Raw genomic sequence first — 7,573 nt, 5'->3', positions numbered from 1 at the left:
AACGCAGACGGTGACTATCACTGAGGTGATGGATGATGTGAAACCGGTAACAGGTAAAGTGGATAACAACGGTTATACCGATGATAAGACACCAACTCTGAACGGTACTGTCAGTCAGGCGCTGAGCAATACTGAAATGGTTGCCGTGTTCCGTGACGGTGTATTCCTTGATTATGCAAAAGTCACCGGAACAAGCTGGACATTTTCCGATACGCTGACTAACGACGGCAAGTATAGCTATACCGCTCTGGTTGTTGATAAGTCCGGTAATACAGGAACGGAGTCTGGTAAATACGTTATTAATGTCGATACCACTGTGCCGGATCAGACAGTCAAAATTATCTCAGTTCTTGATGATGTGAAGCCGTTCGAGGGAAATATTGCCAAAGGGGGTTATACCGATGATAAAACCCCTGAACTGCACGGTACGGTAAGTGCCGCTCTGAAAGCAAATCAGATTCTGGCTCTTTATCTGAATGACGTCAGAGTCGGCACTATAACGGTCAATAATGATCTGACCTGGCAGTATACCGGCAGCTTGGTTAATGACGGACATTACACCTGGAAAGCGGTTGTTGAAACTTTGGCTGGTGTTCCCGGTGCATCCGATGAATATGATATCAATCTGGATACCTCTATTCCTGAAGTACTGGTCACTATTGCCGGGTATAACGACCATGTTGGTAATGAACAGGGACAATTTGGTAACGGAACGACTACCGATGACCGTAACCCTGAACTGTTTGGTAAGGTATCGCAGACACTGAAGGTGCGTGAATCAGTCCTGATTTATGACACAACAAAAGGTGCGATTGGTAGCGGTAAAGAAGTGCTGATGGGCACTGCGACGATGGATGCAGATAAAAATTGGTCCTTCTTTATACCGGAAGCACACCGCCTGGTGAACGGCTCATCGCCTAAATTTGAAGCAGTTGTCAGTAATGGCGCGGGTTTGGGTAAGCATTCCGATGACTTCACATTGAATGTTGACCTTGAAATCAAAGTTAATCAGGTCAATACGCTGGATACGCATCCGATTGTTTCCGGGTCTGTCGGTTTCCAAATCTATGACGATGAGCACCTGGAAGTTACCATTAATGGTAAAACCTATACATCACTGGATGGCGGCGTAGTTGTTGATCCGCTGAATAACACCTGGTATGTCAAATTACCGGCAAACGCAGGATTAAGTGCAGACAAAAACTATGATGTTGTCGCGAAGTTACTGAATACAGATAACAGTATTGTTGTTCAGGATAAGACACTGAATGAAGTCCATATTGGTAAAGAGCCTGAGGCGCCGGTTATTCCGCCAAGTAATGACGCGGCGAATAAAGCAACGGGCATGACTATCGGTGAAAACGGTGCATGGCGTATCTTCTCCAATATGAACGTGTTGGATCAGAATGGTACGGATATTACTAATACCTCGTCATTCAAAACGAATGCCCTGAAATCAAACGGTCAGAAAGGTGTTTATGGTTCTATGTCTTTTGTGGACTTTGACCGTGATGGTTATATGGATTTGGTCGGGCTCGATTCGTACTACGCTGACGGGCAGCAGGCATTCAGGTATATGCCGGGTCAGCACAATATAACAAGTGCAGATGGAAGAGTTAATAATCAGGTAATCAATGATGAATATTATGCTTTCCAGATGGGTGATCCTAACCATTCCGGTATCTATGGTGATCCGGTAGATCCGAAATACAGCGGTACGGGAACAACGAGTGCCAACACCTGGTCATGGTGGGGAGGGACTGCCCTCTACGATAAAAACGGTGATGGTTTTGTTGATCTTGTTTTCGGTGACCGGACTCCGAATGATGCTAACGGCGGGCGCGGGTACGATACTCAATTTATCATCAACGATAAAGGTCAGTTCCGTAAGGATCCTACTTATCTTGATGATACCGTTAATGGTGCGGATAAAGATCCGGAATATATCGCATATGGTCAGAAAGGTCAGGCAACGCCGCATAAACTGGTTTCCAGTGTTGACCTGAATAATGACGGGAATGTTGATATTGTTTATAACGCCACATTCGGCAGAAACTATATTGGTACTGATACGAGTGCTTATTCTTCTCAGAATGGCAGGCTGGTTATTACCTCAAATACCGGTAAAGGCGGGTTTGAAGTCACTCAGGTTCTGACCAGTGCAACGGATAAAAATATGGGATACGGCATTGCCGGTTATGGCGATGTGGACGGTTTCAACGGACAGTCATTGGTCTGGGCTGACTTTAATGGTGATGGTCACCTGGATTTATTCCTCGGGTCAGTAAACGCTTATTATAACAGTACCGGTACTGACAGTTATATTTTCTACAACGATGGTAAAGGGAATATCAGTCAGGATACCGCACTGGGATCTGTAGGTAAGGCAAATAATTTCCATAACTTTAAAGATGGTTCTGATGTCGGTGGCGCACTGTCCGTTGACTGGAATATGGATGGTAAAACTGATGTAGTAACTATCCCGCGTCTGGCTTATACAGGTGCTCCATTAGGTTCAGGAAAACAGGATGTTACGCTGTATACAAACAGCTCTTCCGGGCCTGTATCTAAATTTGAAAGCAAAGTACTGTATTCGTCAGCAAAAGGTGTATCCGGTACAGGCTATTCCGGTCTGCTTAATATCGACGTGGACTGGGACGGTCGTCAGGATCTGATGATATTTACCGGGACTAACGGTGCTCAGTTTATTAAAAATGATAATGAGCTGAAAGAAGGTACTGCGATGCACATTAAGATCCTCGACCATGAGGGGATTAATGCATTCTTCGGTAATACTGTGAAGTTGTATGACTCCAACGGTAATCTGGTCGCCACACAGGTGATTAACCACCAGGCGGGTAACCAGACCAGTAACAGCACCGGTTTACTGAGTTTCTACGGTCTGAAAGCCGATGAAACCTATAATGCGGTTCTGTTGCGTAACGTTAATGGTGTTCAGCAGAATATCGGGGCTGAAAGTCATGTGGGTGATTTCTCCATCGCCAACGTGAATGCAAGCTGGGGCGGACTGACCACCGGGAAGAACTGGGATTCCTATGTTCTGACGGCTGAATCAGGAAATTCGGCAAGTAATGCCAACATAGGTAAAGGCGTTGTGGGTACAGGCTATAACGATACCTTCTTTGCAACCCTGGGTGAAAATGCCTATGAAGGCGGTGGTGGTAGTTATCTGGTGAATGGTGCCCGTCAGTGGAGTGATAAAGGCGGTATTGATATCGTTGACTTCAAACTGGCCGGGAAAACGAATATCACCGTCGATCTGCGTGAAACGAATTATCAGAATACCGGTTACGGTAGCCAGAAGTTCTCCAATATCGAAGGGATCCGTGGCGGTGAAGGGGATGATACATTCTACTCTAACTCATCAGATAACTTCTTTGATGGCGGCGCGGGTAATAACACTTTCCATCTGGGAGCTGGCGGACAGGATACGATTATGTACCGTCTGCTGGCAGATAATAACTCGGGTGGCCACGGTGTGGATCAGCTCAATCAATTCTGGGTCGGTACGGTAGAAGCGACCGCCAACGCAGATATTGTGAACATCAGTGACCTGCTTGTCGGTTATAAAGGTGGCTCGTTTGATAACGTTGCTAAATATGTAAATGGTAAAGCAGTGATAACAGATACGACTATCACGGATTACCTGAAACTGGAAAATGGTTCACTGCTTTTAGATCGTGATGGTAAAGGCGGGGAATATAACTCAGTGAAAATTGCGGATCTTCATTTTGATAATGTTGATGCGGATAAGGTTGACCTGGCAATGCTGCTGGCAAACCACCAGATCGTATTCTGACAGATATCATGAGTGATCGGAGCCGGGGGATAACCCCCGGCTCTTTTTCGTATTTAACGTTTTTAGCGGGTAACGCAGAAAACGCCAGTATTTTCAGAGGTGAGATTTGAGCATTTCCGTCGGATTAGTAAATAAAACGACCCACAAAACAACCCTGGCAACCAATATTTCAAAATCAGTCATGAATATCGGGGCAGGGGATAAACCCCTGGTGCAGATAAATGACTCTGTCGTGCCCGGTTTGGGCGGGCGTAAAGCACAAGCCGCAACTCTGGTCATTCAGGCGCAGGCAGATACTGATTATCTCTTAACTGATGAAGGAACCGGTCAGTTACCGGATTCAATTAATGTCAGCCGCGCGGGCAGTGATCTCTGGATTTATACCGATCCTGATAAAGATGAACCGGACATTATTATTAAGGATTATTACCTTTATAAAGGGGATATCCTGGCCGAAACCACAAACGGTGGTGCAGTTATTTATCAGGCTGAATCTGGTCTGTCAGCCGACTCACTCAGCAGCAGTTCGACGGTCACGCTGACTCAGGCAGAGGCTGCCGGTGATAATTTCAGCTGGGAATCCGGCATACCGGAAGTGGATGCCGGTTGGTTGTTACTCGGTGCACTGGGGATTGGTGGTGGTATCGCGCTGGCACGTAACCGTGGCGGTTCCGGAAATTCAGATAGTGATGATAACTCCGGTAAAGCACCTGATACCCCGAAAGTGGATTACAACAACGCGCGCGGACTAACCGGTACCGGGACGGCGGGCAGTACCGTTATTGTGCTGGACAGCCGTGGTAAACAAGTTGCAACAACCAAAGTTGATAAAGACGGAAACTGGGCAATTAACGGCGCGAATCCACTGAAAGAAGGGGAAGCCGGTAAAATCTATGCCAAAGGTGAAAATGGTACAGAGAGTGCTCATCAGGATATTACCGGTGGCAAACAGAGCCTGCCTGATGTTCCTGTTATCACTCAGAATGATGAGTTCACTATGACGGGGACGGTGGAAAAAGGTTGCAGCGTCCGCGTGATTGTTAATTATGCCGGAAAACCGGTAGCCATAAATGCAACAGTCAAACCGGATGGTACCTGGTTTATTAAAGACCCGTTACCGGACGGCGCACTTGTTGAAGTTATTGCGCGGGATCCTGCCGGAAACGACAGCGCATCAGTCAGCATTCGCGTCGGTGATAATGCCTTGCCACTCGGGCCATCAGTTCAGGAAAACGGCGAGTATCTCAGTGGTATCGGACCTGAAAACAGCAAAATTATTATTATGGATGCCAATGGCAAGCTCATTGCCTCGACGATGTCGGATGCAACCGGTAAATGGCATTTTGCCTCTAACCCGTTTGCAAAAGGAGAGAGCGGAACCATTCATGTTATCAATAATGCTGGCCGGGAAAGTGCAAAACAGACACTCACCGGACACGGCGATGCAGCATTACCTTCACCCGTTATTGATACCAATAACAGCAAAGGGCTGAGCGGAAAAGCTACACCGGGCAGTACGATCACCCTGAAAGATGCGCAGGGCGAAGTCATTGGTACCACCAAAACCAATGAAAAAGGCGAATGGAAATTTGATAAAAACCCGCTGGGTGATGGTCAGAAAGGCACAATAACGGCCTCGGAAGAGGGCTCTGCAAACAGTAAAAGCACTGAATTTGACAGTGGTGACCATACTCCGCCGAAAAACCCGGTAATTACGGAAAACAACAGTACACACCTGTCAGGAACCGGAGAACCGGGAACCGGAATTATTTTTAAAGATGACAATAAAAAGATCATCGGAAAAGCCCGTGTTGATGAAGACGGAAACTGGAAAATTGAGCCTAATCCGTTCACTGAAAACAGCAAAGGTACCATGGTCGGTAAGGATCCTGCCGGAAATGTGACGGGGGATCTTGCGGTTGAAAGTGGCGCCAAATTACCGCCTTCCTCTCCTGAGATTAAGGAAAACAGCGTACTTAAACTATCCGGAACAGGGGATGCCGGCAGCTATATTTTGATCAAAGATAAAAAAGGCAATCTGCTGCAAAAAGTTGAGGTAAAAGCGGACGGCACCTGGGTTGCAGAGCCGAACCCGTTTAAATCCGGAGACACCGGGACTCTCAGCAGCACAGACAAGCAGGGAAATGAAGGTGTAAAAATGACGGTCACCGGCGGGCATGCTCCATCAAAAGGTGCAGTTTTATCGCTGGAAGCGGATACCGGGATTTCTGATCACGATAATATTACAGCCAACGGCAAAATTGTTGTGAAAGAGATGACGGATGCAAAGCGCTGGGAATACTCCGCAGATGGCGGAAAAACCTGGAGTAAAGGCTCACAAACGGCATTTACGCTCAAAGACGGTACTTACGATGCCCATCAGGTTCAGGTACGTTATTTTGATGATAACGGAAATGCCAGCCAGGTGAGTAAATTTGATAAAGTTATTATTGATACTGTTGCACCATCGGCTCCGGGACAGACGCTTAACGGCGGTAAAATCATTCTTACCGGACTGGAAAAAGAAGCAGGCTGGGAATACTCAGTTGATGGCGGGAAGAGCTGGCTGAAAGGTCAGGGTGATAACTTTGCGCTGGCCCATGGTGATTATGAGCGTGGTACTATTCAGGTCCGCCAGACTGATGCTGCCGGTAATACCAGTAAAATCGCAGGTAACAGTGACGATATCACTATCTCCGGTAAGGCCGCAGCGCCGGCGGATGATAGCACTGTGCATGATTTTCAGTCATTATCGTCAGCAGAGGGACTTATCGGTAAAGTGCTGCTGATGTCAGATAAACAGCAGCCGGAAACTAACGGGCAGAGTGATATGACTGAGGATATTCAGTTATTGTCCATTCCGAAGTTACTTAATGCAGTAATTCCGGGTAACGATATCAATACACTATTGGCTTCTTTTTCTGATGAGCAACAGAAAGAACATCAGCAGGAAACAGAAACCAGCCATGATAATGGGGTGCTATCTTATGCTCTGTATACGGAGGCAATGCCGGTCTTTGTGGATATGACCGATACTCAGCAACTTCAGCTTTATTAATCCTGCCTGATATTCAATATGATTGCATGAATTATCCTGCAATCATATTAATTTTAAGTTATACCAGAACTCATAATATAAATATCCTATGTTTCTGGTACCTATTGTATCCTTAATAAGGTGGTCTGCGTTGGTAAATAAATAGACGTTATCATTTTTACATAATTTGTTTGTGTTTTCAGGTGGTGTTATTGGTTGTCTGAATATCAGTTAATATTATTGACTCCGGGGAGGGACATAAATAAAACACCGGAAAAACATTGCATAGTGATGATTCTGCATAGTTGTAACGGGAAATAAATACGGCGTAACTTGTAATTCAGGCATAAGAATCATCTTGTTTTCTTGTAATTTATAGCTAAGTAGCAATGTCTGTTTTTGTTAAGTGTATTTAATGATTGCTTCTTCGTGAAAGATATTAGCAGTGCATTTTTATGTATCAAAGGTATTGATTTTTGCTGGATATCATAATTAATTGTTCACAATGAGATGTTTAAATAAATTATTACTTATCTAATTAATTACAAAAATTTTATCATATAGGTAAAGTAACTGCATGTCGCGATAACCATAAATCCATGTGCTTATTTGTCATTAAAATAAAAATAAAAATAAAATAATTTCATCATGTTGATAGGTAAGGGTTTTTAATGTCAACGGTATTTATTGGTTAATTGCCTGCGTTAAGGGGGGGG

General features: G+C 45.2%; 2 protein-coding genes. Both read left to right on the top strand.

Annotation, left to right across the window (positions count from 1 at the left end; all coding sequences use genetic code 11):
• The coding region (locus ACMHKJ_RS15215) for an FG-GAP repeat domain-containing protein (protein WP_413495191.1) at positions 1-3,820 on the top strand (3,820 nt) is incomplete at its 5' end.
• A 106-nt stretch (positions 3,821-3,926) separates the two neighbouring features.
• Complete coding sequence (locus ACMHKJ_RS15210) at positions 3,927-6,878, top strand: Ig-like domain-containing protein (RefSeq protein ID WP_413495189.1); 2,952 nt, start codon at positions 3,927-3,929, stop codon at positions 6,876-6,878.
• Positions 6,879-7,573 lie beyond the last annotated feature (695 nt).

This window comes from Morganella psychrotolerans (assembly GCF_965118875.1).
Lineage (GTDB): Bacteria > Pseudomonadota > Gammaproteobacteria > Enterobacterales > Enterobacteriaceae > Morganella > Morganella psychrotolerans_C.
Note: the sequence above shows the minus strand (reverse complement) of the source record. Positions and strands in the feature narration are given on the sequence as shown.